Genomic DNA, 25601 nt, shown 5'->3' with positions numbered 1-25601 from the left:
TGACTCATGCTAAAAACTGGAGCGGCCTCCCTGGATGCGAAGTAATGCAGAAATGAGAAAGTCGATTTCCGCACAGGTATTATAAAATGCCAATGACGGGCGAACCGTGGTTTCTAGGCCATAACGCCGCAAGATCGGTTGTGCGCAATGATGCCCGGCGCGTACCGCTATTCCTTCGCGATTCAATGCCGATCCAACTTCTTCGGAACTGAATCCTTTAAGGACAAAAGACAAGACGCTGGCTTTCTCCGGTGCCGTGCCGATCAGTTTCAAACCGGGAACCGTGCTGAGACCGCGCGTCGCATATACCAGTAGTTGATGCTCGTAGCGGCTGATGTTGTCGATGCCGATGCGCTGCACATAATCAATCGCCGCTCCCAATCCGACGGCATCGGCGATATTACCGGTACCGGCTTCAAAACGTGCAGGAGCGGACTGGTAGGTGGTTTTTTTAAAGGTCACGTCTTCAATCATGTTGCCGCCGCCTTGCCAGGGCTGCATCGAATTAAGCAATTCGGCTTTGCCGAACAACGCACCGATTCCGGTAGGTGCGAATACCTTATGACCGGAAAACACGAACCAGTCGCAATCGAGCTGCTGCACGTCGACGCGCATGTGCGAAACCGATTGCGCGCCGTCTACCAGCACTCGTGCGCCAACACGGTGCGCCATCGCAATCATTTGTTGTGCAGGCGTGATGGTGCCCAGCGCATTAGAAACTTGAGAAAAAGCAACTAACTTGGTGCGTGAATTGAGTAGTTTTTGATATTCATCCAGCAAAACCTGACCATGATCGTCAACCGGCGCAACGCGCAATACCGCACCCTTTTCGTTGCATAACTGTTGCCAGGGAACGATGTTAGCGTGATGCTCCAGCCAGGAGATCACGATTTCATCGCCTTGCTGGATGTGCTGCCGTCCCCAGCTTTGCGCGACGAGATTGATCCCTTCGGTGGTGCCGCGCACAAATACGATTTCGTCAGCCGACGGCGCATTGAGAAACTGACCGGTTTTTTTGCGTGCGTCTTCATAGGCATCGGTGGCGCGCGCTGCCAGCTCGTGCGCCGCCCGGTGAATATTGGAGTTCTCGTGGCGGTAAAAATGCGACAGGCGATCAATGACGGCTTGCGGTTTTTGCGTCGTGGCGGCGTTATCCAGCCAAATCAGCGGCCGTCCGTGCACGAGCTCTTTCAACACCGGGAAATCGCGCCGGATCGCATTCACATCAAACGGCGGATGCGCCGGTGCGAATTTAACGGTTGCTTCATCCGCGCGCGGTGATACGAGGCTATCGATGAAATAGAATGATGAATCGTTGCCGGCGCGACCCGGGATGCCGGCATGGGCATCAGGGTTAAGCGGTGCTGGCGGGAACAGGTTGCGCAATTCCTCCTCGAACGGTAGCGGGATGGCCGCTAGCACAGCGGAAATGGTTACGTTGGAGAGGTTGCCGGTACCCGTTGGAGGAAACGCGGAATTCCCCGCATGGAAATGATCTGCCGGGAATACGGGAATCTCCAGTGCAGGCGGCGAAGTAACCGGTGCAGCGGGCGATGCGGTTGAAGCCGGAGCGGCAGCCGGTAACGCAGAAAAATATTCATTCGCCAGCCGCGTGAGTAACTCCACATCCGGCAGATAGCCGGCCGTCGTGTTTAGTGTGTCACTGGCCGGTTGCTCGAAATTATTTGTACTCATGATATTTACCTATTTCGACGTTTTCGAGCACGCCGAGCGCATCTTCGGTCAATACCGCCAGCGAGCAGTAGAGAGACACCAGATAAGAGGCAATCGCTTTGTGATTGATACCCATAAAACGTACTGATAAACCCATGCCTTGCTGGCCCGGCAAGTCAGGTTGATACAATCCAACCACGCCTTGACGGCTTTCCCCGGTGCGCAGCAGCAGGATATTGGTTTTACCGCCGGTGATATTGAGCTTGTCGCTCGGAATCAATGGAATGCCGCGCCAAGTCAGGAATTGTGAACCAAACAGCGAAACAGTCGGGGGTGGAACGCCGCGGCGGGTACACTCGCGGCCAAACGCGGCGATTGCTTGCGGGTGCGCTAGAAAGAAACCAGGTTCTTTCCAGACACGTGCAATCAGTTCATCCAAATCATCAGGGGTGGGGGCGCCGGTTCGTGTCTTCACCCGCATTGATTTTGCGGCGTTATTGAGCAGCCCGTATTCTTTGTTATTGATCAGCTCGCTTTCCTGGCGTTCTTTTGCAGTCTCGATCGTGAGGCGCAACTGTTCGCGGATTTGATTGTGCGGGCTGCTATACAGATCGGAAACGCGGGTATGAACATCCAACACGGTATTGACCGCGCTTAGGACATATTCCCGGCCCCATTCTTCATAGTCGACAAAGGTAGCAGGCAACTCGCGCTCATCTTTGGCTGAGCAATCCACTTCGACTTGATCGGGGTCTTTCACTTTGTTGACGCGGTAAATACCTGCCTCGACCGGCACCCAATGTAGCAGATGGGTTAACCAGCGTGGCGTGATAGTTCCCATCATTGGAACGGTTTTAGTGGCGTTCGCAAGCGTCCTTGCTGCGACATCGCCTAATGCGGTATGGGCTTGATGAATATCGGTCATGTCATTCTCCTCGGATTAAATAATGTGATCATTGTGCGGACGGCTTGTTTAGAAAGATTCAGTTTGGTGTCGGTTGATATTGGCTCCTTCATTGGTTGATCTATTTTGAAATGAATGTCGACTCAAGCGCATGAATGGCTCGTTGCGGCTCGCCGAGCATGTTTCCCTGTAAAAAATCCGCTTGATTTCGTAAGGCGGTAACCAAGTGAATGGATGTTTCGATGTCTCTTACCAGAAGGCTTGATCCGAAGCTGTGGATAGTCTCCACCAGTGAAACGAGATCGGAATGGCGAGTCAAGTCTCCTGCAGTGATCCGCACAATATCCGGATACAAACTGCCAAGTTCCACCATCCAATCGCTTTGTGTGCCGCTGTAATTGGCGGCGATTTGATAACCACGCGAGCGGTAGTTGGTGATGACGTGTTGTAGCAATTTCCAGTTGCGATTGACCGTCTGTGGAATTTCAATGACAACTTGAGAAGTTTTTACGCCGATCAAGTCGAGAAAATTTTCAAAGGCACGGCCATGGTCGTCCTTGACGCTCTCTAACAGTCGCGGATGAACCTCGACGAACAGTTTGTCCGTTTTGGAAGTACTATTAAAATAAAAATTAAGTGCATGAATCGCCCGGCATAAACGATCCAATTCAATCAATTGTTCGTCTTTCGATGCCATGGAGAAAACCTGCCATGGCCATAGTGATGGTTCGCTATTGGATTTGGAACGAATATACGCTGCGTGTCCAATGATTTGGCTTCTGCCGGGATTGAAAACCGGTTGAAAGACGCTGGTTAGTTCGCACTGGTAAAAACGTCCGCTGATCCAACCCTGCTCGTCTCTTAGTAACGAATAATCAGTAGCCGATTGAATGAGTTCAAATTCGTCTTTATTGCTGGCTGAATAGCTGACCGATGCATTCATGGGTGTATCTCCTTGCCGTATGTTTTGATGAAGAGAGACCGGTTGCAGTTAAACAACAAAATCATTAATGCAGTCTCCTGAATGAATTGCTGTTTGGATAACAACAACTTTCATCGGCTTGATCGCTACCTTGCAGTTTATGTTTCAGTTCGTTAATTGAACGGTGGCAATACACCAGCGGTATGCCTTTACGGCTGGCTTTTTTCTTAACCGAATGTGTCAGGCTATGATTGACAAAGTCGCAAATGACGATCACGAGCTGTGTTTCATTCGGGAATGATTTTTTAATAAACCCTTTTTTTCGGCCATCCCAATGCTCGATATGTTTATCTTGCTGGGTAGAAAGCAAATGCTTGAATGATGTGATGTAATCGCCACCGACAATTAGAACTGTCATTTTCAATTCCTTATTTCTGGAAGCGCACCTTTAGGTGCGCTATTGGATCGTTATTTCAGATAAATCTGGTCAAAATATGCATCATCAGCAAAATGCACTTTGTGCGCATTTTTCCAGCCGCCAAAGGCATCGTCGATTGTGAACAAATCGATTTTGGGGAATTGCGCGGCATATTTCTCGGCTATCTTGGCGTTCGTAGGACGATAGTAATGCTTGGCGGCGATTTCCTGTCCTTCATCCGAATAGAGGTATTGCAAATACGCTTCGGCGATCTGGCGGGTGCCGCGCTTGTCGGCGACTTTGTCGACCACTGCTACCGGCGGTTCAGCCAGTATGCTTAACGAGGGGATGACGATCTCGAATTTCTCCGCGCCGTATTCTTTCAATGCCAGGAATGCTTCATTTTCCCAGGTGATCAGCACATCGCCCACGCCGCGCTCGACAAAGGTGGTGGTGGAGCCGCGCGCGCCGGAATCCAGCACGGGCACATTTTTATAGAGATTGGCCACAAAATCTTTTGCTTTATCTTCACCGCCCAAACGCCGCTTGCCGTATTCCCACGCGGCCAGATAATTCCATTGCGCGCCGCCGGAGGTTTTGGGATTCGGCGTGATGACGGCCACGCCCGGACGCGCGAGGTCTTCCCAGTCTTTGATGCCTTTGGGGTTGCCTTTGCGCACCAGGAAGATAATCGTCGATGTGTACGGGGTGCTATTAAGCGCCAGCCGTTGTTGCCAATCTTCCGGCAGCAATTTGGCTTTCTCGGCGATGGCGTTGATATCGCTGGCTAATGCCAGCGTGACGACATCCGCTTCCAGACCATCGATGACGGAACGCGCCTGCTTGCCGGAACCGCCGTGCGATTGTTGCACTTTGACGGTTTCATTGTTTTTGCTTTGCCAATATTTGGCAAAAGCTGCGTTGAATTCCTGATAGAGCTCACGGGTCGGGTCGTATGAGACATTCAGGATGGTTTTTTCAGCCAGCGCGTGACCGCTGACGATGAGACCTGCGGTTAAGATGCTTGTTGTGAACAGTTTTTTAATATTCATGCTATTTCTCCATTAAAGACAGGGTTTATAAGAGGCTGATGAGTACTTCAAAGTACAGAAAGTCGGTGTCTCCTGAGCGGTGGTCGACGCAAGGATGCGCGTGTCCGGTCGCGCAAGACGGGCTTGCGGCAATACGATTCTTGACGAAATCTTCCGCGGTAAAGTGGGTATAGCCCAAGACGGTATTGATTCTCGGCGATACTTGATAGCGTATCCGTCCTTCGAGCGCGTGTCCCGCGTAATCGCCGCTTTGGCCGGTGCGGTCCCGGTTGAAGCCCGGATCCCTGACGGTTTGGCTGATGTTGCCGTCGAGAATATCAAACATGCGATCGCGTTTGCTCGCCAGGAAATACCAGCCATACGTCAGTTCAAACCCCAGTTTCTGCGTTGGCTGCAAGTCCATCCGGATTTTCGGTGCTTTCAAGTTTTCATAGACTACGTAGTGATCCGCCGACCAAGGCCGGGCGAAACCGAAAAAGCGGTCGAAACGGTTGTCGACGCCGTCGTTGGGATCTTTATCGCCGCTGGCGTAACCATAAAAACCGGTGAGGCGCGGTTTCCACGGATGATTGAAGGTTTTGCCGACTTCGATGGTGTAACCTTGCGCATCCTGCCGCAGCGGTCCGCTGTAGCCAAATTGATGGTTGTAGCTGACGTCAAAGTCAAACAGATCGCCGACCTTGCCATAGGTGCGGAAACCCGGCATGTAAATTTCCCGGTCCAGGCGGTTGGCGGCGGTGAAGCCATTGGGGTCGGCATTTTGTTTCTGCCCCATGAAATATGGTTGTATCGTGATGATGTCGGACCACCGGCGCCAGTGACCGATGGCGCCGAAGAACCAAAGCCGTTCGTTGGACATGTCGAACTTGGTTTGCGCGCGCCGTACCGGCTGATAACCGAATAAATCCAGTTCCCAGTCATTGGCTTCGCGTCCGAAGTTCAGACGAAAACCTTCAAACGTATTGGTGGTGTTACGCCATTCGTTACGGGCGATAAAGCGCCGGTCGGTGGTCTCGTAAGCCATCCGGCCCACGCGGAAGCGGATCGGACGGTCATTGCCACGATCGTCGGCGCCGAGTGCTTTCTTGAAATTAAGCTCACCGTAGGCGTTGATTAAATCGTATTCGTTTCTTTCCTGGTCGGTTGTTACGTATTTATTGTTGACGACACGGGAATCCTGGAATTCCACCGCGAAACGGAACGGATCCAAAATATCCCGGATACCCAGCCAAGCGCGATGCCGGAAAAAGATCGGATTGTCTTCCCCGCCCTCGACACGCCGGAGATCGTTGTTGCGCCACTCGTAGCGGGTGCGGTGTTCGAAACCGATATCCAGCCAGGTAATGTCCTTAAATGCGTCGACACCGATGTCGCTTAACCGGCGCACGTAGCGCGGCGGATCCGATTCCGGATTGGTTGCGTAGCTATCCGAGCGGCGATGAAAACTGGTTGATTGCGCAGCCGCCGGTGCTGTTGCCGGTTTTTGCGCTTGCGGTACTATCCCCGGCAGTGTTTTTTCAACTTCTTTCGCTTGGTCCGCCGGTTTGCTGGGTTCGGCAACGATTTGCTGTGCCAATTGGACAATGCTTTTCTGGATATTTTGAAAGTCTAAGGCAGGCTTGCCGTCCGAAGACGCTGCCGCCGGAATGGCAGTCGATAAGATGACTGCCGCAATAGATAAAGAAAACTTAAGAAACCTCACTGTATTCTCCTGAGTAAGCCCTCCGGTCTACCGGTTGAGTTACGGATATTGTTTTTGCTGTTACCCCCAGTGTTACTGGCCGGTATTACTGATTGCTGGTGCCGGTTGATTTGCCGCAAGCGAATCTTGGCGGTATTTCTAAGATCATGATTTCAATGCCTTACGCCCTGACCCGCTGTGATTGATGCGGATTTTCTTGCGGCACTCGATTTGCACGACTTTGCCGTCGTGTATCACCACTTCAACCGAGCCATAGTCGATGCTGGTGACGGCATCCACAATTTCCTGGACGACTTCTGCGTTGAGCTGGTCGCTTTTGTGTGTTGTTGAAAGCTGTGTCATTTCTGTAACAATCAGAGTTATGAAGGCCGCAAATTTACACAGCTTTCTTTATTCTTGGAACTAATAGTTTTTCATTTGCTTATCATCTTTTCGTATAACAAAACTTGCGATACTGTGGATTTCATTTTTGGGGAAGCGCTGATTAATTCAACGAACGTGATGAAGGGCGAGGCGCACGGAACGCAACAACCGGGACATATCAATCTGATAGGCGAGGGAGTGGGTGCCGCGCAACGAAGTGATTCGCTCGTATAGTCAATTAATCAGCATTTCCTTAAGCGAGGATAATCTCTGCGGAAAAGTGAGCAGCGCTGCTGGCTAAAGAGCAGGGGGATATGACCGGACGGGATTGTCCGGTTATGTTGCGGTGATGTCCCGGCCGAGCAGCCGGCGGGATAATTTTGCGATTCTGGTGTTGGAACGGAAATCGTTCAACGTCATGCCGTTGCCGTAAACATCCAGAAATTTTCCATCGGCTGGATCGATCAAGTGTTCGCTGAGATTAGTGTTAACGAACCGGATTGATTACTCGGATGAACACATCTCATGCTTTTGCTCCTTCGATGAACAAGGCGACGATGATATCGAATTCATTTTTCAGCTTGAGATCGCGATTTGTGATCCAGCGCATCAGTGCTCCGAAATAAAGATAATGGAAATAGATTGCCAGCTGTTCGGTTGGCAGACGGTTGTTCAATTCACCGATACGTTGCCCCTGTGCAATCAGCCTGATCCAGGTTTGCACAATATCGCCGCGGTTTAGCCGTTCGGCCGCCGGATCGAAGGTGGCGAACTTGTGGCGGATAAACGGCAGCAAGTAATCGGGATGTGTTTCGCACCATGCCGCTGATTGTTCGAGCAGAGCCGAAACGCTGCCGCGAAAAGTCGACTCTTTTTTCAGTTTCAGTTCGAAGGTGGCCATGTCACGCGCCAGTTCGGCTTCTAGTATATAGGCCAATACTGCATCTTTAGACTGGAAGTGCTTGTACAGCGTACGCTTGGATACGTCTGCTTCGGCTGCGATAAGCTCCATGGTTACCGATTCAAAGCCTTTGGTTCCGAACAGATTGGCCGCAGCCCCTGAGATTTGCTCCAGCATGGCTGCTCGCTTCCGGGTTCGTCTGCTCGTTTTGTTTGTTATTTCTATCATGTTGACCAAAAAGTATACGTCGTGCTAAAGTATACGACGTATACCTATAAAAGGTCAATGAGGTTGAGATATGAAGTTTACTGTCGTGACTTATGGCACTGAAGGCGATACCCGTCCGCTGACGGCGCTGAGTCGTGCGCTGATGGATAATGGTTATGAAACGCTGATGCTGGCGGATCCCGGTACTTTCGAGTCGATTCACGCTTTGAATGTGCCGGTGCAAGCACTGTCCGGCGATATCCGGAAAAGCTTGGCCGCGGGCATGGCGGGGCCAAACACGATGCCGCGGAAATCCGGTTTTAAGGATACCGCCAAGCTTTTGGCGAATATTGCCAACGAGAACACCGCAGCCTGGATGGCCGAGCTTTTGGCGAGTGCGCGTGGCAGCGATGCAATCATTTTTTCCGGGATGGCCGGTTTCGTGGCTCTTTCAGTTGCCGAACGTCTGAATATTCCTGCGATTGGTGCAGCTTTAATCCCGATGACGCCGACGTGTGAATTTTCTTCTCCCTTTCTGCCGCCTAATTGGGTACCGGGCTGGTTGAACCGTGCCAGTCACAATCTCGTGAATGGCATGTTTTGGCGAGCATTTAAGGACGGTCTGAATGAAGCGAGAGCAACGGTTTGCGGCTTGCCTGCACGTAACAAGCTTTGGACCGATTTTCCGCTGCTCTATGGTATTTCTCCCAGTTTGCTGCCGCAGCCGACCGATTGGCCGGCGCATATCCGCATGTGCGGACAGTGGTTGCAACCGGCAGGATCTTGGATACCGCCAAATCAATTGGAGGATTTCTTGCATGCAGGACCGCCGCCGCTTTACATTGGGTTTGGCAGCATGAGCGGATTTGATCAAAAGCAGATGCTCGATATCTTGGTACGGTCGCTCAATGGCCGTCGTGCGCTTTTCTATCCGGGGTGGAACGGTTTGGAACAAAACGCGCTGCCCGGCAACATTCTTGCCATAGGTAATGTGCCGCACGATTGGCTATTTCCGCAGACTGCCGCAGTCATTCATCATGGCGGAGTCGGCACTACACACTCGGCGACACGTGCAGGAAAGCCCTCCATCGTCGTGCCTTTCATCGGCGATCAATTTTTTTGGGCCGACCGGCTGGCCAAACTGGGTATCGCGCCTGCGCCAGTCACAGCAGCCAAAATGAATGCGGCTGAACTGACAAAGGCCATCGAGTTTATAGAGCGCGAGGAAGTCAGCGCGCGTGCTGCAAAATTGGGCGAAGCGGTTTCCAAGGAAAACGGTTTGGTGATCGCGGTGCGTGCCATCCACGATTTGTGTCGAAACTATTGACTCGGCACAATAATACTTGAAATTTATGAATCGCCCCCCATCTTGTTGAAATGGAAAAAGACGACGCAAGATATTCGACGCTGGAGCAACTGCATGAACGGCGCAAGCAAGTGGTGCGGTTGCATCGCAAGGGCTACGGCGTGATGCAAATCGTTGAGCTCAGTGGGCTTTCGTATCCGACAGTTCGGTTTGCGATAGATCGGTATGAAGAAGGCGGATTTTCCGCCCTGAAGCCAGGGATGCGAGGCAAGCGTACTGGTCAAGGGCGGTCACTGACAGAGGAGCAGGAACAAGCCATCCGCAAGATCATTTGTGACAAGCGCCCGGAGCAACTGAAGATGGAATTTGCGCTGTGGAATCGGGCGGCGGTCATGCAACTGATAGAGCGGGAGTACAGCATCAAGCTGTCGGTGCGCGGCGTAGGCAACTATCTGTCACGTTGGGGTTTCACTCCCCAGAAGCCGATCAAGAAGGCCTATGAGCAGCGGCCTGAAGCCGTACAAGCCTGGCTCAACGAGCAATACCCGGAAATTGAGAAGCGCGCCAAGGCGGAAGGCGGCGAGATTCACTGGGGCGATGAAACCGCCTTGGTCAATACCGATGTGCGCGGTCGTTGCTATGCTCCGGCAGGCAAGACGCCAGTCACCTACGCGGCTGGTGGTACGCGACAGAAGCTATCGATGATTGCCGCAGTGACGAATCAGGGCAAAACACGCTGGATGATTATCGACGAGGCCTTCAACGCCGACAGGCTGATCGAATTCCTCGAAGCGCTGATCAAGGATGCCGGGAAGAAGGTATTCTTGATTCTCGACAATCTGCGGGTTCATCACAGCAAACAGGTCAAGGCATGGGTCGCTGAACGACAAGACAAAATCGAGCTGTTCTACCTGCCCAGCTATAGCCCGGAACTGAATCCGGAGGAACGCCTCAATGCCGACCTCAAGCATGCCATCGGGACGAAAGTGCCGGTGCGCACCAAGGCCAAACTCAAACTCGCTGCCACCGAACACATGGTTAAACTTGAACAATCACCCGAACGGGTCAAAAGCTTCTTTCAAGATCCGAGGGTCAAATATGCCGCTTGAAACTTCAAACTTCATCTGGCCGGATCAATAAGAGGATGAATATGACAGATACGTATACGCTTAAGCTGAATGATGGCAGGACGCTGGCTTATGCATGTTACGGTCGGGTTGAAGGTAAGCCGCTGTACTTCATGCATGGTTTTCCCGGCAGCCGTTATCAGGCTGCACTGATTCACGAACAAGCCAAATCCGCGGGTATTTTCGTGGTTGCGCCGGAACGACCGGGCTTCGGAAAAACATCTTTAATGCCGAAGCGGAAAATAACCGATTGGCCGAACGATATGTGTCAACTTGCAGATAAGCTTGGGCACGTAAGATTTGGTGTGCTCGGTACTTCCTGCGGTGGGCCTTATGCGCTGGCATGTGCCCACAGCATTCCGTCACGGCTGAACTTTGTCGGCGTGGTATCGGGGATGGCGCCGAGGCAGGATGCCGCCATTCGCAAGGGTGAATTGCCCATGCTCAAAGCACTGTTCGCACTTGCGCGCATTCATCCTTGGTTGATTGCTCCCTTGATGCTTATAGATCGCGTGATGTTCATGCGCGATGCGCAGAAAGCAGTGAAGGTATTGGCCGGGATGCTGTCCGAACCAGACCGCCAATTCCTTGCGAGCAATACAATGGTGTTGACTCGCTTGGGCGTTAGTCTCAAGGAAGCCTACGCGCCGGGAATCTGTGGCGTCATGCAGGATGCCGCACTGATTGCACGAAATCACGGCTATGCCCTGGAAGGGATACGTATACCGGTTTATTGTCCATCATAAGGTTAAAACCACCGGCTTCAGCCGGTCAGCTTTAGCTGCGAGAATATGCCACACAGGAGGTGTGGCATGGATTATAGACATGGAAGTCATACGGTTTATCAGATTGAATATCATTTTGTATGGGTAACGAAGTATAGATATAAGATTCTGAAGGGAGAAGTAGCAGAACGAGTACGAGAGTTGGTTCGTCAGACGTGTGAAGCATTTGAAATGAGAATTGTACAGGGTGTAGTAAGTAAGGATCATGTGCATATTCTGGTGAGTTGTCCGCCGGAGATGGCTCCGAGTGAGATCATGAGGCGGCTAAAAGGACGAACATCGAGCTATCTGTTTGAAGAATTTCCTCACTTGAAGAAGCGGTACTGGGGAAGGCATTTTTGGGCGCGATGGGTATTTCTGCGTGACAGTAGGTCAGATGACAGAAGAGATGATCAAACAATACTTGGAGCATCATTTTGAGCCAAATCCAAACGACAATTTTAAAATGGAGCCGGAATAAGACGCGTCGTTTAGTCGACGCGTATCCGGACTTTCAGTCCGTAACTCAAACCCACCGGCTTTAGCCGGTGGTTGTTTAGTTGTATCATGGCGGTAACGATCGGCATACTCCGCCTGCAATGGCCAAGTACCTGGCAGATCGGATTCCGGATGCCAGACTTAAAGTTTATCCGGAGGATGGGCACCTATCGGTGCTGGTGAATCGCGCAGCAGAAGTCTTTAGTGATTTTGTGGCAAGTGCCTCAAATTAAATCGGGAGAAGATACCTCATGAAAACTGATGTACTCATCGTAGGTGCCGGCCCGACCGGCCTGGCACTGGCCCTATCGCTTAAAAAGGCAGGTATCGATTGCATCGTTGTTGAACGCAGGCTGGATATAGAAAACACATCGAGAGCGGCGGTCATTCATGCGCATACGCTGGATGTGCTTGACGAACTTGGTGTGGCACAGCCGCTGGTGGAGAAAGGCTTGAAGGTCACCCGTTTCTGCATGCGGGACCGCGGTCAGAAATTGCTGCAATTGAATTTCGATAAACTGCCGACCGAGCATCCTTTTCTTTTGATGATTCCGCAGGATCGCACCGAACGGATCCTTCTGGAGGCTTTATCAAAAGCAGGCGGGGCGGTGTGCTGGGGTTCTGTCGCTGAAGCGATAGCACAGACGACAGGTGGTGTGACGGCGCGGATTGCAAACCAACAGGGCACCAGCGCCGTTCAGGCACGGTATGCCGTTGGTGCGGATGGCATGCACAGTTTAGTGAGGCAAACGGCTGGCATTGGTTTTTCAGGCGGAACCTACGATGAGTCTTTTATACTGGCAGATGTCGACATGGATTGGCCCTTGTCGCAAAGTGAAGTATCGTTGTTCTTATCACCCGAAGGCATGGTCGTGGTGGCGCCGCTTCCCGAGGAAAACCGTTACCGCATTGTCGCAGCGGTTGATACCGCGCCGGAGCATCCTCAGCTTGTGGATATTCAAGCCTTGATTGATAGCCGCGGCCCGGAATATGACGCCAAGGTTCGAAATGTGATCTGGAGTTCGCGCTTTCGGGTGCATCATCGCTTGGCCGAGCGCTATCGTAAAGGGCATTTGTTTTTGATGGGCGATGCGGCGCATGTGCACAGTCCTGCTGGCGGGCAGGGCATGAATACCGGATTGGTGGACGCTTGCCTTCTCGGTCGCATTTTGGGCGACGTCATATCGGGGCGTTGCGACGACTACCATCTTGATCGCTATGAATTCAAACGCAAACCGGCGGCGGCAGAGGTTCTGCAAATCGCTGGGAGGTTGATGGGGGTGGCCACGATGCAAAATGTTGTGAAACGCTGTGTACGAAACATTGTTTTGCGCATCTTGAACCGGCTGCCATCGTTGAAGCGTAAGTTGGAAATGAACCTTTCGGGATTAAGCCGTAAGCATGCCGCCAAAATCTAAGGAAACGCTGATTAATTGACTGCACGAGCGAATCACTTCGTTACGCGGTACTCGCATCCTCGCCTATCATGTTGATATGTCTCGGTTGCTGCGTTCCGTGCGCCTCGTGCTTCATCTCATTCGTTGAATTAATCAGTGTTTCCCTAAAGTATCGCTGGATGCAAACAGACTGCCGAGGTAAGTAGCAGCCGGTTTTCATCGCGCGGTGCGGTAGTTCGACAGTGCGGTTTCAAGTAACATCTGAATTTTCTAATAATCGGGATTCCGGTAAATCAGTTATCGACAATGCGCGCACCCTCTACTACCAGCCGGTCGTTTCCCGAACTTGAACAAATTGAGGCAATTGTTCAAGAGCCGCATGCCGGGTTTTTACAGAGTCAAATAATCTGCCAGATTCCCTATCGCGATGAATTGCTGCCGGTCTATGCCCTGACGTTGGGTAACCGCGATCCGGGCGTGCCTTGTGTAACGTATGTTGCCGGTGTTCATGGACTGGAGCGTATCGGCACCCAAGTCGTCATTGCTTATCTGGAAGGGTTGCTGGAGCGGCTGAAGTGGGACCGGGTTTTTGCTGACATTTTGCAACGGGTACGGATAAATTTTCTGCCGATCGTCAATCCTGCCGGAATGTTGAATAACACCCGCGCCAATTCACAAGGCGTCGATTTGATGCGTAATGCGCCGGTCGATAGTTATGAAAAAACCATTTTACTGGCAGGCGGTCACCGGATTTCACCCGCTTTGCCGTGGTATCGCGGCAAAAGCAATGCGCCGATGCAATTGGAAGCGCAGGCGCTGTGCGATTATATTTCACAGGAAGTGTTTCCCGCACCGTTCAGCCTGGTGCTTGATTGCCATTCCGGCTTCGGATTCCGAAATCAAATCTGGTTTCCGTACGCCCGCAGCAGACTCGAGCCGATCAAGCATTTGAAGGAAGTTTGTTATTTGCGCAACCTGTTCATGCAAACCTACCCGCATCAGGATTATTTGTTCGAGCCGCAATCGCAACATTATCTGGTGCATGGCGATTTGTGGGATTTTTTATATTTGCAATCACTGCAAAATGACGCAATTTTTCTACCGCTGACGCTGGAAATGGGTTCGTGGCGTTGGATCCGCAAGAATCCGCTGCAACTGCGGCAACTGCTCGGTTTGTATCATCCGATCAAACCGCACCGGCTCAACCGGGTATTAAGAAGTCATTTGATTTTGATGGAATTTCTGCTGCACGCCACATTGTCATACCAGAATTGGCTTGACCGCAGCGATGCGGCGCAATTGGAACAACAAGCGCTGGCGCTATGGTATCCATGAACCGTCCGGCGCATTTCGTGCTGCTGCGGGGTTTATGGCGCGAAGCACGGCACTGGGGCGAGTTTCCTGCCCAATTGCAGCAACAATTTCCTGGCGCGTTGATCGGTATGCCGGACATTCCCGGCAACGGTTTGCGCAATCATGAAACCAGTCCGGACACCATCGTTGGTATGACCGATGCGCTACGCCAGCAAGTCGATTTAAGCCAGCCTATCCGGCTGGTCGCTTTGTCGATGGGTGGCATGATCGCCATCGATTGGATGACGCGCTATCCTGCCGAAATCGAAACGGCCGTGCTGATTAACACCAGTGCCAGACCGCTGTCACCGTTTTATCATCGCTTGCGCTGGACGGCTTATCCGCATGTTCTATCCCTGATTTTTCATTCCGCCGAGCAAAGGGAAGCGGATATTCTGCGGTTGACTTCCAATCGCTATTCGCATGACGGCAAGTTGCTTCAAAACTGGCAGCAATGGCAACGGCAAAATCCGGTATCGCCAATCAGCGCCAAAAACCAATTGCTTGCTGCCATGAGATTTTCAGTGACAGCCAAACCGCAGCAACCGCTGCTGGTCGTAACCAGTCGTTCGGACCGGCTGGTCGATTACCGCTGCAGCCAGAAACTCATGCAAACCTGGAATGCTGATTATGTCGAGCACGAATCCGCCGGGCATGATTTGCCGTTGGATGAGCCGGGGTGGTTGGCTGAAATTATTCAGCGATGGTTTACTGCGGCAATTGACTAATTAATCGCTAGCAACAGAGAATTTATAAGTATGTTCTGTAATCTATGTGTAGAATAATGCATGACTATACACATGGAGGCGTGATGAGAACCAATATTGTTATTGACGACCAATTGATGGATGAAGTCATCAAACTCACGGGAGTAAAGACCAAAAAGGAAGCAGTAGAGCTCGGTTTGTTAACGCTGATAAGAATTAAAAAACAGGAAAAAATCAGGCAATATCGAGGTAAGTTGAACTGGGACGGCAATCTCGATGACATGAGAACGGACTGATGGTAGTGGTCGATACCAGCGTATGGGTGGATTTCTTCAACGGCAAGCTGACTGATGAGACCGAGAAGCTAGATCACTATCTGTCCAGTACGGTGATTGTTATCGGGGATTTAATCCTGGCGGAAGTGCTGCAAGGATTCAGGAGCGACAAGGATTACCGGATCGCCAAATCATTGCTGACCGAGCTTCAGCAAGTGCGGCTGTGCAATACCGATCTGGCGATTAAGTCTGCTCAAAATTATCGCGCACTCAGGAAACAAGGCATTACCATCCGAAAAACCATCGATTGCCTTATCGCTACGTATTGCGTCGAAACCAAAACGCCTTTGCTTTTCTCCGATCGTGATTTCGATCCATGGGTTGCACATCTTCAGCTTAAAGATGCATCGGTTTTGTGATTTTCACATAAATACTCAACTGCTCGAAACACTTTCCCTTTCTTATGTTTGGTGGATTCAAAATTGAAGTGCAACTTTTGTAAGGAAGTTTAGGAAGCAAGCTGCGGTAGTATCGGAGCTTCTTAAACGACCAAGTAGAAGGAGCACAGATGAAGCACTACAAGCAGCTCACCAGCGAGCAACGATACCAGATTTCCGGCTTGAAGAAGGCGGGTTTGAACCAATCGCGAATAGCGGATGCAGTGGGCGTGAGCAAGTCGACGATTTCGCGGGAATTCAGGCGGAACAAGGGTCGGCGTGACTGGTATCCCAAGCAGGCGCAGGAATTACGGAACGAGCGCCGAAAACAATGCGCCAACGCCCAGCGTTTATCAATGTCGGACTGGACGGAAGTTGAGCGATTGGTTCGGCTGGACATGAGTCCGGAGCAAGCGGCCCGTCGACTTGCTTTGGAAAGTGTGTTGCAGATCAGTCACGAGACGATCTACTTGCACATATATGCAGACAAGCGTCGAGGTGGCGACCTGTGGCGGCATTTGCGTTGCCAGAAGCCCCGCAGGAAGCGTTATGCGAGCGGTCAAGAGCGCCGGGGCACGATCAAGAACCGGATCGGCATTGATGAGCGTCCGGGGATCGTGGATCAGAAGAACCGCATAGGCGACTGGGAGGGCGACACCGTAATCGGCAAGAACCATCAAGGCGCATTGGTTACGCTGGCCGAGAGGAAGTCGCGCTACATTCTGGCAGCCCAAGTGCCCGGCAAACATGCATCGGGCGTAACGGCGGCGGTAACGCGATTGCTGCGCCCCCATAAACGCAAGTGCCACACCATGACATTCGACAACGGGAAAGAATTTGCGGAGCATGAAACCATTGCTGCGAAACTCAATGTGGATATCTACTTCGCTCATCCTTATCATTCATGGGAGCGCGGCTTGAACGAGAACAGCAATGGTCTGCTGCGGCAGTATTTCCCCAAGGGAATGGAATTGATTAAGGTGACCCAGGAACAAGTACAATGGGCGGTGGATAGACTCAACCATCGACCGCGCAAGGTGCTTGGATTCAGAACCCCGTTTGAGGTGTTCTTCGGAAAGACGGTGCGCTATACCAAGCCACCGCTAGGTGTTGCACTTCGAAGTTGAATCCGCGTTTGAATAATCGGTAGAGAAAGTTTCATATTTCCTGTGACAACATTATGTCATTCACCAGAAACAGACCGTTCAAGCCGTTCGGCTAACCAAATTTTGATAATCGATTGCCGCGTGACGCCGAGCCGTTTGGCTTCTTTATCAAGAGAATCAATCATCCAATCAGGAAAATTGACATTGATTCGTTTTTGCTTTTGCAGGGGGCGCCGCGCTTGGGAAATATCCAGGACAGCGGTTAAATCTTTGTTGTCGTCAAAGTCGGTATCAAATTTTTTTGCTTTCATAAATCATGATCTCTTCAGTGCGTGAACGGCGAACGGAAATAATCCGGATCTTCCGGTTTCGATATGTGATTGCCGCTGACCAATGTTTTTCTGCAATTCGACCGATCACTATAAACCGGGGTTCATCAACAGTTTTTGCCGGAATTTCAACGAAGCATGGATCGTTCCAGAGTTTTTGCGCCTGTATAAAGTCAATGCCATGCTTTTCCAAATTGCTTTGACTTTTCTCTTCATTGAATTCAAATGAAAACATTGTAAAAGTATATCACTGTAGGTGTCCGATCTGACTTAAGGAAGTGCTGATTAATTGGCTGCATGAGCGAATCACTTCGTTGCGCGGTACTCGCACCATCGCCTATCTTGTTGATATGTCTCGGTTGCTGCGTTCCGTGCGCCTCGTGCTTCATCTCACTCGCCGAATTAATCAGCGCCTCCTTAAGTTAGAGTTCCTCATGAATTCGCTAATTTCATTAAGTTTCAGTAAATAAATCAATGTGAGTATCAATCGTCATCATTCTGTCACAAAACTCCACTATCGTATCCAGCATTCAATTTTCATTATGGAGTCATTGGATGCTGGATGTCGATGCGATGTTGAAAGGTTATTTTCCGGGAGCGGTTACGCAGGATGATAAGCCGCTGATGAAGGCGGCATCGTCGCTGTTGAAGCGCGTGCTGCATCAGGACGAGATCAATCGTTTTATCGAGACGCACCGGCATTTGGAAGGGCTGGAATTCAACGATGCGGTGCTGGAGCATTTCAATTTCGCGTTTCAGGTTTCCAGCAAAGACCGGGTGCGGATTCCGGATCAGCGGCGGGTGCTGATCGTGGCCAATCATCCGCTCGGTTCCTTGGATGGTTTGGCGCTGCTGAAACTGGTGTCGGAAATTCGCACCGATGTGAAAATCGTGGCGACCAGTTTGTTGAATTGCATCGATCCGCTGAGAAGCTTGTTTTTGTCGGTGGATAATTTCTCCCAAGTTACAAAACATCGCGACAGCATGAATCAGATAGTCGCTGCGCTGGAGGCGGAGCAAGCGGTGATCGTGTTTCCCACTGGTGAGGTATCACGCATTTCACCGCTAGGCGTGCGCGACGGCAAATGGAAGTCCGGCTTTATTTCGCTGGCGAAGAAAACCAAAGCGCCGATCGTGCCGGTGCATATCGGCGGTAAGAATTCCGCGATGTTTTACGGTTTGTCGAGCATTTACAAGCCGCTCGGTACGATGATGCTGGTCAACGAGATGTTCAACCAGCAAGGCGGCGAGATTTCGTTCCGCATCGGCAAGCCGATTCCGTGGGAATCGATCGCGGCGATGGATTTGTCTAAAAAAGACGCGGCGAAGTTAATGCGCAAGCAAGTTTATCTGCTCGGAAAAAAGAAGAAAAAAGAGTTGTTCAAGCCGGTTGAGAACATCATTCATCCGGTGCGCACCAAGCAGATCCGCAAGGAATTGAAAGCGTCGCAGTTGATCGGCAAGACGCAGGACGGCAAACATATTTATCTGTTCGACTACCAGCCGAATTCCAGCGTGATGCGGGAAATCGGGCGATTGCGGGAGTTATCGTTCCGTCAGGTGCAGGAAGGCACCGGCAACGCGCTCGATATCGACAGTTACGACCGCTACTACCGCCACCTGATTTTATGGGATGAAGATGAGCTGGAAATCATCGGTTCGTACCGCATAGGTGAAGTTGCGGAAATTCTCAAGACGCGAGGAGAAGACGGTCTTTACACGCACAGTTTGTTCAAGTTCGGCGCTGATTTTTTGCCCTACCTGCAACAATCGGTGGAATTGGGGCGCAGTTTCATCCAACCTCGTTATCAGAATAAACGCAGTTTGGATTATTTGTGGTATGGCATTGGCGCTTATTTGCATCAATATCCGGAAATCCGTTATTTGACCGGGCCGGTATCGATGAGCACATCGCTGCCCAAAGCGGCGCAGCAGACAATCGCCGGTTTTTATCATTCCTTATTCGGCAATAACGAACCGCTCGTGGAACCAAGACTGCCATTTAGTTTTGACGCAATCGAGGGATTTACCGGATGCCGCAAAGTAGCCGATGAAGCTCAGTACAAACAGGCGATTGCGGTTTTAAAAGAGAGGCTGGATGAATTCGATGTCAAGCTGCCGGTGCTGTATAAACAGTATGTCGAATTGTGCGAACCCGGCGGTTGCGAGTTTCTGGGATTTAATATCGATCCACAGTTCTCAAATTGCGTCGATGCGCTGATTCTGGTGCATATCGATGCTATCAAGGAGAAAAAATTCCAGCGCTATATCGGCTGTCATGCGGAAAGTACGCGGCAACGTCATTCAGCTTGATACCCATGCGGTTTTGCTGCTTCCGGGGTGTTGATGGCAGTGGTTGGCGCTAGTCAAAGCTCAATCCAGTTTCTTCCATGAATACAATGAGTTCTTTGGGAATTTCTTGAACGTGAGCAACATCCAGTCCGATGGATTTGGCGGTGCGCTCGACTTCTGCGTCATCTTTTTTCACGTTGTAGGTGCCGTATCCGGCACGTTTTGCTAACAAGTTACCTAATGCGACCGCCAATAATTCGCGAGTAACCGTGGTTGCTTGCCCGAGTGCTTCGTGAAATTGCGCGACAACTGCAATTTCGGAAGGTAATTTCCAGATTTCAAGAAGTTTCCGGCCAAAAAGTCCGTGGTATTTTTCCAGGAAATCGTCCAGTGATTTCTTCGAAGGAGGCGGATCGATGACATTGCGGGTTTGGAGTTCCGAAATGACCTGTATTAAAAACAGTTTGCCGATATCGTGCATCAGGCCCATGAAGAACACTTCTCTCGGTCTCGAAAGCTTTGCCAGTTGCGCGATCAAGTAGGAAGCATGTGCGCAGGCTACGCCGTGTCTCCACAGATCTTTGAGGATTTCCTGGTATTTTGGATTTCGTGCCATATATAAAGCCCGGTTCGCGATGATATCCACGAATTCTTTCGAAGTGTTGAGACCCAGAACATTGATTGCTTGCTCGGCGGTGTGGCTCGGGCGAAGTCCGCCATATCGCGGTGAATTGGCAACACTGATCAGTTTGGCGCTAATTACCATGTCTTTTCTTAGTAACGCGGTTATTTCATCCATGCCGGCATCTTTCCGCACCAGTTCCTCTAATTCATAGCTGATGTTAGGGAAACTGGGAAGATTTATCTCTCCGTTATTCAAGCGTTTGGCAATTTCCTGCAGCATGGATGCGCGTTGCTGCTGATTATCCGGTTTCGCCTTGGCAGTTACTGGCGAAGCCGAAGTCTGAGCCGTTTTTTCTTTCAGTTGTCCTTCCAGGATTGCAACCCGCGCTTTAAGCGCCATGATGGTGTGCTTCAATTCTTGCTGGTCATTGTAGGCAAAGATCATTTCCCGCACGGCCATTTCCAGTACCGAATAAAGTCTCTCGGTTTTGACGCAATAATTGAAAGCGCCGATGCGGCGCGCTTCGATGGCGCATTGCGGATCGTCCGGCGGAGAAATGAGCAGCACCGGGATATAGTGATGACTGCAGACTTCCATCAAAAAATCGAGTCCCTGCGCCTGGGTGAAATTCACATCGAGAATAATCGCATCAATTCCTTGAAAGTCCAAAGGTGTGTTGTCCCACGACGACATTAAATGCAATGTGCAGCTGTTGCGCAGCGCTGCTTGAATGGCTTCAAGTTCGTTGCGTTGACTGTTACAAATCAGGACACGATTCATCGACATTCCTCAAGCAATTTATTACTGGATCAAATTCTTTCAGAGCTTTCTTATGTTTTGTTGCCACGGCTTATTCGGACAGATCATAAAAAACTTTACGGTGATATTTACCGGTTTTCTGATATTGATAAAACCTGATGGTTTACACTGAAAACATTGCAAGCCGTGAAAATGCAACCTCATTTATCCGGCGCAGACTACTATTCAGTGTTTTCCTGAGCGGTTGTGGAACAGAAGGTGGGGATTGTCCGGGGTTTTCGCAGTAACGGTGTCGCTCGTAAATCGGTACAATAGTGACAAGCGGTGAAATATCATCGCGTTATTGTGATTAAACAACATGTCGACCCAATTCCTTGATTTTTCCCAGTTACGCCTTACCATCGACCCGGCCGCGTTAGGATTCCCGGATACCTCGGCGCTGCTGCAACATCCGTTATCGTGGATCGGGCAGGAGCGGGCGGAGCTGGCGGCACATTTCGGACTAAGCATGATGCAACCGGATTACCACTTATTCGTACTCGGCGAAGAAGGATCGGGGCGATCTTCCTTATTGCATCAGGCGATGCGAACGGCAGCGGCAAATCTGCCCGTGCCGCCGGATTTATGTTATCTGTACAACTTTGTCGCGCCGGACAAACCGCAGGCGGTGCGATTACCCGCGGGGCAAGGGCGTGTGTTACGGCAATCGCTGCTGCAACTGGCCAAGTCACTACCGGCGGAAATCATACAGTGCTTGAGCGGACAGAATTTCAAACTTAAAAGTGAACGCGCCGAAAAACAATTCAAAACCGAAACAGGCCAGGCCTATAACAAGCTGGATAAATTCGCCGAATCGCTGCACTTTGCGATACACCGTGAAGATGAGCAAATCGTTTTCACTTTGCTGGACGAAAAAGGCGAGATATTGACGGCGGAGAATTTGTTGAAGCTACCAAAGGCGCGGCGGAGCGCGATCGAGCAATCCGAGCAGGCGCTGCGGGACGCGATTCTGCAGTACTTTGAAGACTTCAAACGCATTGAGAAAGAAAAAGACCAGGCGCTGGCTTCGTTGCGGCAGCGCATCGTGCAACCGGTTGTTAGCCAGGCATTAAAGAAAGTGCAAAATGGTTTGCACAAACCGCTCAAGCAGCAAGACCGGTTGAAAGCCTATTTCGAGCAGATGGAAACCGATATTCTCGCCAACCTGGCGTTGTTCGAAACCGATCCGGGCGATGAAGAGAAACGGCAAGCGGAATTAAGTCAGATATTTTCGCGTTATCAAATCAATCTGGTCGTGGACAATGCGGATGAGCGCGGCGCGCCGGTTCTTATCGAAGACAATCCTTCCGCTTATGCCTTATTTGGCAGCATCGATTATCAATTCGAGAATGGAAAGCTGAAGACCGATTTCATGCGGATTCGTGTGGGTAATCTGTTAAAAGCGCACGGTGGTTTCTTGATGTTGCATCTGAATGATTTGTTGACGGACGGTCCGTTGTGGGTGAAGTTGCGGCGATTCCTGCGCAGTAAACGGTTGCAAATCGAAGAACCGGGATCGGCCTGGGCTGCCAATGCACCGGCATCGCTCGAGCCCGAAGCGGTCGACGTAAACGTCAAAATTGTTCTAATCGGATCGCGTGACCAATACTACGATTTACAGGAAATCGATCCCGAATTTATGCGCCGCTTCCGGGTGAAAGTGGATTTTGCCGATAGTTTTGTTGCCAGCCGGGATACTTATCTGGCATCGGCAGTTTTTGTTTCGCATGCCTGCGAAGCCGCTAAATTACCGCATTTCTCCGCTACTGCGGTTGCCCGTCTGCTTGAAGAATCGCACCGGGAAGTGGAAGATCAAAAACGCCAGAGCGCGATTTTCGCCCGCATTGAAATGCTGATTCTGGAAAGCGCGGCGATATGTAACGCCCGTCGTGGCCGCTTGGTGGAAGTGGCGGATATTTCGGCAGCGCTGCAGGCTCGCCGGCTGCGTCATAATTATCCGGACTTGCGCTTGCAGGAAGCGATTCTCGAGGATGAAATCGCGATTGCATTAACCGGTGAGGAAACCGGCCAGTTGAATGCATTGACGCAAATCGACTTGGGTGATCACAGTTTCGGCACGCCGGTGCGGGTGACGGCGCGCACCTTTGCCGGTGAAGACGGTGTGCTCAATATCGCTCGCGAAGTCGACATGTCCGGGCCGATCCACGATAAAGGCATGCTGATTCTGCAAAATTACCTGACCGGTTTATTTGCGCATATTGCACCGCTGGCGCTCAGCGCATCGATTGTGTTCGAGCAGGAATATACCAGCGTTGAAGGCGACTCGGCTTCGTGCGCGGAACTTTATGCATTACTGTCGTCGCTGGCGGATGTGCCGCTGAGGCAGGGTATTGCGGTGACAGGCGCGTTGAATCAATTCGGTGAAGTGCTGCCGGTGGGCGGCATCAACGATAAGATCGAAGGGTTTTTCAAATTGTGCGAGAAACGCGGGTTGACCGGCGAGCAGGGCGTGCTGATCCCTTATCAAAACCGTCAGCACTTGATGCTGGATCACGCCGTGGTCGAAGCGGTCAAACAAGGATTGTTTGCCATTTACACCATGGAACATGTCACGCAAGGGCTGGAATTGCTGACCGGTTTACCGGCGGGAAATATAGAACTGGCGCATGCGCATGGCTACTCATCCGATACCGTTCTTGGGCATGCGCAGAAAACGTTATTGACTTTCCGCCGTGCTTGCCAATTGACGCAACATCCGAAAACCGAGCACCGGCGGCTGCCGTCAAGGCTGGATAAATAGTTGCTCTGAGTCATGGCCGGGAACCGGCCGTTGGTGTGATCGTTTCGATAGGGTACGCACGATGAATACTTCGCAAGAAATCGCCAGCCAACAGCAACGCTACCGCGATGTGCGCAAGGTGACGCTGATCGGATCGGTGCTCGATTTTGTGTTGGGTGTCGCCAAAATTCTGGTGGGCTGGTTAGCCAATTCGCAAGCGTTGATCGCCGATGGCATTCACTCGTTTTCGGATTTGTTGACAGATTTCATGGTGCTCTACGCCGCCAGGCACTCGCATCAAGCCGCCGATGAAACGCATCCGTACGGTCACGGCAGGATTGAAACGGTCGCAACGGTCAGTCTTGGCTTGGTGCTGACCGGCATCGGCATCGGCATCGCCTACAGCGCGGTGCAACGGCTCAACGAACCTGATGTTTTATTGGAGTTCAGCGTGGTTGCCGCACTGGTTGCTGTGGTGTCGATCGTCTCGAAGGAATGGATTTACCGCTATACCATGGCCGCCGCGCGCCGTTTGCGTTCGGAAATGCTGATGGCGAATGCCTGGCACAGCCGCTCCGATGCATTCTCGTCGATTGTGGTACTGATCGGGATTGCCGGTGTCATGCTCGGGCATGCGTATCTCGATGCGGTAGCGGCGGTTATCGTGGCGGCGATGATCGCCAAGATTGGCTTTGATCTGGTGCGCTCAAGCACGCAGGAATTGATCGATAGCGCGCTCGAACCCGATAAGGTATCCGCGATCCGCGATCATATTCATGCCGTCAACGGTGTGCGCTCAGCCCACACCCTGCGTACGCGCAAAAGCGCCGGTAATGCGTTTGTCGACGTGCATATCCAGGTCGATCCCCGCTTAAGCGTGTCGGAAGGTCATCAGATCGCCGATGCCGTGCGCCAGCGGTTACTTGAGCAAATCGATGAAGTCACCGACGTGACCATTCATATCGATCCGGAGAACGACGAAGCCAGCTCGCCCAGCAGCGATTTGCCGCCACGCGAACAAGTTATCAAGGAACTCAAACAACGCTGGCCGCGATTACCGGAGGTGTCTGTCGAAGCAGTGACGCTGCACTACCTAAGCGGACGGATCGATGTGGTCATCGATCTGCCGATCACCATCTTGCAAAACATCGATCAGGCAGCGGCCTTAGTACAGGAACTGAGACAGGCCGTTGCAACCTGGTCCGTGATTGGTGATGTGCAGGTGCGGTTTAAGGTTTGAAGGTTAACGAGTCGTGAAATGCTTCGAATTCTTCGGGAAGTGCTATGAACAAACCGGCAATTTAAGTGCAGATTTGCTACTTGCGATATTATTTGTAGAAAAGTGGAGCATTCGCATCGGAGGAAGAAGCGAATGATCATGGTGCCTATCATCACCGACTAAGCCGACTAAGAGACCGCTGGATAGAAGCAAGGAATTAGGATCAGCGGTTTGATTGATCCGGAAAAGTTTCCATGTAGCTACCTTTCAAAGAGGTGGCAAGAATAAGAGTAGGATAAATTTAGTATTTTTTTAGGGCAAATCGATAGCCAGCTTGGTTAGTCATAAGGTAAAATTCTGGCTATATGGAGGAAGGTTTTTTTCCTTTTTCTATCGACGGATCGATTATGAGCAGTAATCAGTCAAAGGGTTTTGCAAATTTTGCCAGAATGCCGGGTATGTTGGTTTAGTCTGAAATCTCTGCA

25 protein-coding genes and 1 pseudogene are annotated in these 25601 nt (G+C 51.2%); 14 read left to right on the top strand and 12 right to left on the bottom strand.

Annotation, left to right across the window (positions count from 1 at the left end; genetic code table 11):
* Positions 1–9: 9 nt before the first annotated feature.
* From RBH92_RS12310 to RBH92_RS12280, 7 genes are all read right to left on the bottom strand, one after another.
* Positions 10–1695: a family 2A encapsulin nanocompartment cargo protein cysteine desulfurase gene (locus RBH92_RS12310; RefSeq protein ID WP_307932313.1), complete on the bottom strand. Its 1686-nt coding sequence runs from the start codon at positions 1693–1695 to the stop codon at positions 10–12.
* Entirely contained in the window at positions 1682–2599 is a 918-nt protein-coding gene (locus tag RBH92_RS12305) for a family 2A encapsulin nanocompartment shell protein (protein WP_307932312.1), read from the bottom strand. Before RBH92_RS12305 ends, RBH92_RS12310 begins: the two co-directional genes overlap by 14 nt.
* A gap of 100 nt (positions 2600–2699) precedes the next feature.
* Positions 2700–3521, bottom strand: coding sequence for an EAL domain-containing protein (locus tag RBH92_RS12300; protein ID WP_307932311.1), 822 nt, complete (start codon positions 3519–3521; stop codon positions 2700–2702).
* Between the two features lie 64 nt (positions 3522–3585).
* Complete coding sequence (locus tag RBH92_RS12295) at positions 3586–3918, bottom strand: DUF2325 domain-containing protein (RefSeq protein WP_292924183.1); 333 nt, start codon at positions 3916–3918, stop codon at positions 3586–3588.
* Positions 3919–3968: 50 nt separating this feature from the next.
* Positions 3969–4970: a sulfate ABC transporter substrate-binding protein gene (locus RBH92_RS12290; protein WP_307932310.1), complete on the bottom strand. Its 1002-nt coding sequence runs from the start codon at positions 4968–4970 to the stop codon at positions 3969–3971.
* 25 nt (positions 4971–4995) lie between these two features.
* Positions 4996–6672 (bottom strand): alginate export family protein, encoded by a 1677-nt coding sequence (locus RBH92_RS12285; RefSeq protein WP_307932309.1) that lies wholly within the window; start codon positions 6670–6672, stop codon positions 4996–4998.
* 144 nt (positions 6673–6816) lie between these two features.
* Entirely contained in the window at positions 6817–7014 is a 198-nt protein-coding gene (locus RBH92_RS12280) for a YezD family protein (protein ID WP_307932308.1), read from the bottom strand.
* Between the two features lie 114 nt (positions 7015–7128).
* Between RBH92_RS12280 and RBH92_RS12275 the strand changes: the two genes are divergently transcribed.
* Positions 7129–7269 (top strand): hypothetical protein, encoded by a 141-nt coding sequence (locus RBH92_RS12275; RefSeq protein WP_307932307.1) that lies wholly within the window; start codon positions 7129–7131, stop codon positions 7267–7269.
* A gap of 102 nt (positions 7270–7371) precedes the next feature.
* Here RBH92_RS12275 and RBH92_RS12270 read toward each other — a convergent pair whose 3' ends face one another.
* Entirely contained in the window at positions 7372–7503 is a 132-nt protein-coding gene (locus RBH92_RS12270) for a hypothetical protein (RefSeq protein ID WP_307932306.1), read from the bottom strand.
* Positions 7504–7558: 55 nt separating this feature from the next.
* Entirely contained in the window at positions 7559–8113 is a 555-nt protein-coding gene (locus tag RBH92_RS12265; RefSeq protein ID WP_307932305.1) for a TetR/AcrR family transcriptional regulator, read from the bottom strand.
* A 121-nt stretch (positions 8114–8234) separates the two neighbouring features.
* Here RBH92_RS12265 and RBH92_RS12260 point away from each other — a divergent pair, with 121 nt between their 5' ends.
* The 10 genes and pseudogenes from RBH92_RS12260 to RBH92_RS12215 all read left to right on the top strand — a co-directional run bounded on the left by RBH92_RS12260 (position 8235) and on the right by RBH92_RS12215 (position 17134).
* The gene (locus RBH92_RS12260; RefSeq protein ID WP_307932304.1) at positions 8235–9470 is read left to right on the top strand and encodes a glycosyltransferase; all 1236 of its coding nucleotides are present in this window, start codon (positions 8235–8237) and stop codon (positions 9468–9470) included.
* Between the two features lie 50 nt (positions 9471–9520).
* A complete protein-coding gene (locus tag RBH92_RS12255) occupies positions 9521–10558 on the top strand; it encodes an IS630 family transposase (RefSeq protein ID WP_307931811.1) in 1038 nt (345 codons plus the stop codon).
* 41 nt (positions 10559–10599) lie between these two features.
* Positions 10600–11322, top strand: a complete 723-nt coding sequence (locus tag RBH92_RS12250; protein ID WP_307932303.1) for an alpha/beta fold hydrolase — start codon at positions 10600–10602, stop codon at positions 11320–11322.
* A 66-nt stretch (positions 11323–11388) separates the two neighbouring features.
* Positions 11389–11821, top strand: a pseudogene (gene tnpA, locus RBH92_RS12245) (IS200/IS605 family transposase).
* A 268-nt stretch (positions 11822–12089) separates the two neighbouring features.
* A complete protein-coding gene (locus RBH92_RS12240; protein ID WP_307932302.1) occupies positions 12090–13256 on the top strand; it encodes an FAD-dependent oxidoreductase in 1167 nt (388 codons plus the stop codon).
* A gap of 285 nt (positions 13257–13541) precedes the next feature.
* On the top strand, positions 13542–14570 hold the full coding sequence (locus RBH92_RS12235; RefSeq protein WP_307932301.1) for a M14 family zinc carboxypeptidase: 1029 nt from the start codon (positions 13542–13544) through the stop codon (positions 14568–14570).
* Positions 14558–15316: an alpha/beta fold hydrolase gene (locus RBH92_RS12230; RefSeq protein WP_307932300.1), complete on the top strand. Its 759-nt coding sequence runs from the start codon at positions 14558–14560 to the stop codon at positions 15314–15316. Before RBH92_RS12235 ends, RBH92_RS12230 begins: the two co-directional genes overlap by 13 nt.
* Positions 15317–15399: 83 nt before the next feature.
* The gene (locus RBH92_RS12225) at positions 15400–15591 is read left to right on the top strand and encodes a type II toxin-antitoxin system VapB family antitoxin (protein ID WP_307932299.1); all 192 of its coding nucleotides are present in this window, start codon (positions 15400–15402) and stop codon (positions 15589–15591) included.
* Positions 15591–15989: a type II toxin-antitoxin system VapC family toxin gene (vapC, locus tag RBH92_RS12220; RefSeq protein WP_307932298.1), complete on the top strand. Its 399-nt coding sequence runs from the start codon at positions 15591–15593 to the stop codon at positions 15987–15989. The genes RBH92_RS12225 and vapC overlap by 1 nt, the downstream gene beginning before the upstream one ends.
* Before the next feature lie 149 nt (positions 15990–16138).
* Positions 16139–17134 carry an IS30 family transposase gene (locus tag RBH92_RS12215; protein WP_307931565.1) on the top strand — a complete coding sequence of 332 codons (996 nt, stop codon included), beginning with the start codon at positions 16139–16141 and terminating at the stop codon, positions 17132–17134.
* Positions 17135–17190: 56 nt separating this feature from the next.
* Here the strand turns inward: RBH92_RS12215 and brnA are convergent, their stop codons facing one another.
* Positions 17191–17424, bottom strand: coding sequence for a type II toxin-antitoxin system BrnA family antitoxin (gene brnA, locus RBH92_RS12210; protein WP_307932297.1), 234 nt, complete (start codon positions 17422–17424; stop codon positions 17191–17193).
* Positions 17405–17677 (bottom strand): BrnT family toxin, encoded by a 273-nt coding sequence (locus RBH92_RS12205; RefSeq protein ID WP_307932296.1) that lies wholly within the window; start codon positions 17675–17677, stop codon positions 17405–17407. Before RBH92_RS12205 ends, brnA begins: the two co-directional genes overlap by 20 nt.
* A 320-nt stretch (positions 17678–17997) precedes the next feature.
* Between RBH92_RS12205 and olsF the strand changes: the two genes are divergently transcribed.
* Positions 17998–19755 carry a bifunctional ornithine lipid synthase OlsF gene (gene olsF, locus RBH92_RS12200; protein WP_307932295.1) on the top strand — a complete coding sequence of 586 codons (1758 nt, stop codon included), beginning with the start codon at positions 17998–18000 and terminating at the stop codon, positions 19753–19755.
* Positions 19756–19804: 49 nt separating this feature from the next.
* Here the strand turns inward: olsF and RBH92_RS12195 are convergent, their stop codons facing one another.
* Complete coding sequence (locus RBH92_RS12195) at positions 19805–21139, bottom strand: HDOD domain-containing protein (protein ID WP_307932294.1); 1335 nt, start codon at positions 21137–21139, stop codon at positions 19805–19807.
* 337 nt (positions 21140–21476) lie between these two features.
* Between RBH92_RS12195 and RBH92_RS12190 the strand changes: the two genes are divergently transcribed.
* Positions 21477–23918 carry a Lon protease family protein gene (locus RBH92_RS12190; protein WP_307932293.1) on the top strand — a complete coding sequence of 814 codons (2442 nt, stop codon included), beginning with the start codon at positions 21477–21479 and terminating at the stop codon, positions 23916–23918.
* Between the two features lie 61 nt (positions 23919–23979).
* Entirely contained in the window at positions 23980–25137 is a 1158-nt protein-coding gene (locus RBH92_RS12185) for a cation diffusion facilitator family transporter (RefSeq protein WP_307932292.1), read from the top strand.
* Positions 25138–25601 lie beyond the last annotated feature (464 nt).

Source organism: Nitrosomonas sp. sh817, from assembly GCF_030908545.1.
Taxonomy (GTDB): domain Bacteria; phylum Pseudomonadota; class Gammaproteobacteria; order Burkholderiales; family Nitrosomonadaceae; genus Nitrosomonas.
The sequence above is the reverse complement of the archived record's forward strand: the minus strand, read 5'-3'. Positions and strand labels throughout refer to the sequence as shown.

Excerpts from the sequence above, each read along its gene's own strand:
- RBH92_RS12310 (WP_307932313.1), bottom strand. The coding sequence starts at position 1,695 with ATGAGTACAAATAATTTCGAGCAACCGGCCAGTGACACACTAAACACG.
- RBH92_RS12305 (WP_307932312.1), bottom strand. The coding sequence starts at position 2,599 with ATGACCGATATTCATCAAGCCCATACCGCATTAGGCGATGTCGCAGCA.
- RBH92_RS12300 (WP_307932311.1), bottom strand. The coding sequence starts at position 3,521 with ATGAATGCATCGGTCAGCTATTCAGCCAGCAATAAAGACGAATTTGAA.
- RBH92_RS12295 (WP_292924183.1), bottom strand. The coding sequence starts at position 3,918 with ATGACAGTTCTAATTGTCGGTGGCGATTACATCACATCATTCAAGCAT.
- RBH92_RS12290 (WP_307932310.1), bottom strand. The coding sequence starts at position 4,970 with ATGAATATTAAAAAACTGTTCACAACAAGCATCTTAACCGCAGGTCTC.
- RBH92_RS12280 (WP_307932308.1), bottom strand. The coding sequence starts at position 7,014 with ATGACACAGCTTTCAACAACACACAAAAGCGACCAGCTCAACGCAGAA.
- RBH92_RS12265 (WP_307932305.1), bottom strand. The coding sequence starts at position 8,113 with ATGCTGGAGCAAATCTCAGGGGCTGCGGCCAATCTGTTCGGAACCAAA.
- RBH92_RS12260 (WP_307932304.1), top strand. The coding sequence starts at position 8,235 with ATGAAGTTTACTGTCGTGACTTATGGCACTGAAGGCGATACCCGTCCG.
- RBH92_RS12255 (WP_307931811.1), top strand. The coding sequence starts at position 9,521 with ATGGAAAAAGACGACGCAAGATATTCGACGCTGGAGCAACTGCATGAA.
- RBH92_RS12250 (WP_307932303.1), top strand. The coding sequence starts at position 10,600 with ATGACAGATACGTATACGCTTAAGCTGAATGATGGCAGGACGCTGGCT.
- RBH92_RS12240 (WP_307932302.1), top strand. The coding sequence starts at position 12,090 with ATGAAAACTGATGTACTCATCGTAGGTGCCGGCCCGACCGGCCTGGCA.
- RBH92_RS12235 (WP_307932301.1), top strand. The coding sequence starts at position 13,542 with ATGCGCGCACCCTCTACTACCAGCCGGTCGTTTCCCGAACTTGAACAA.
- RBH92_RS12230 (WP_307932300.1), top strand. The coding sequence starts at position 14,558 with ATGGTATCCATGAACCGTCCGGCGCATTTCGTGCTGCTGCGGGGTTTA.
- RBH92_RS12225 (WP_307932299.1), top strand. The coding sequence starts at position 15,400 with ATGAGAACCAATATTGTTATTGACGACCAATTGATGGATGAAGTCATC.
- vapC (WP_307932298.1), top strand. The coding sequence starts at position 15,591 with ATGGTAGTGGTCGATACCAGCGTATGGGTGGATTTCTTCAACGGCAAG.
- RBH92_RS12215 (WP_307931565.1), top strand. The coding sequence starts at position 16,139 with ATGAAGCACTACAAGCAGCTCACCAGCGAGCAACGATACCAGATTTCC.
- brnA (WP_307932297.1), bottom strand. The coding sequence starts at position 17,424 with ATGAAAGCAAAAAAATTTGATACCGACTTTGACGACAACAAAGATTTA.
- RBH92_RS12205 (WP_307932296.1), bottom strand. The coding sequence starts at position 17,677 with ATGTTTTCATTTGAATTCAATGAAGAGAAAAGTCAAAGCAATTTGGAA.
- olsF (WP_307932295.1), top strand. The coding sequence starts at position 17,998 with ATGCTGGATGTCGATGCGATGTTGAAAGGTTATTTTCCGGGAGCGGTT.
- RBH92_RS12195 (WP_307932294.1), bottom strand. The coding sequence starts at position 21,139 with ATGAATCGTGTCCTGATTTGTAACAGTCAACGCAACGAACTTGAAGCC.
- RBH92_RS12190 (WP_307932293.1), top strand. The coding sequence starts at position 21,477 with ATGTCGACCCAATTCCTTGATTTTTCCCAGTTACGCCTTACCATCGAC.
- RBH92_RS12185 (WP_307932292.1), top strand. The coding sequence starts at position 23,980 with ATGAATACTTCGCAAGAAATCGCCAGCCAACAGCAACGCTACCGCGAT.